At 48.7% G+C, this 540-nt stretch carries 1 protein-coding gene; it reads right to left on the reverse strand.

The features are described from left to right. Nucleotides 1-63: 63 nt before the first annotated feature. A partial coding sequence (locus tag CIK04_RS26390) for a lipid A-modifier LpxR family protein (protein WP_128824714.1) occupies nucleotides 64-540 on the reverse strand: 477 nt, incomplete at its 5' end.

The following is a 540-nucleotide window of genomic DNA, read 5'->3' on the forward strand; positions in this document are numbered from 1 at the left end:
AAGCGGGATAACTCAATGATCCCGCTTTTTTTAGTCGAACTTTTGGCGTTGTAAAACTTGTCGTTAGAAAAAGGCGTACAGAGAAAGCGCGCCATTACCGTAGATTCGTTCTGGTGCTTCTTTGTATTCAGGGGTCTTAGCCGACAGCGCAAAACTCAAGCCAACGCGACGGTTATACAGTGCAACACCCGCGACAGCGGTACTCTGCCAATGTTGCATGGTCACATCATATTGTTCGGATGGCTCTGGCAATCCGGAGCGCTCACCTTCTAATGTGAGGTCATTAAAACGATAACGAGTTGAAAGCCCCGTGTAGACAAACCAACGTATGGGAGTCCCATCCATGCTAGCGTGAAAAGGATTCTCGGTTGAAATGCTCGCTGCACCAAGTGTGTTGGCTAAATCTGAACCGTAGCGAAACATCACGCCAGACGCGACATCAGTGCGGAAATTACCTGCGTTGGCCTCGAAAATATGACTCATTTCCCAGTTCGACTCAGTGAGATTTGCAGAGCGCATCAGCAGGTCATGGCGTTGATA

Source organism: Vibrio sp. 03_296, assembly GCF_002265885.1.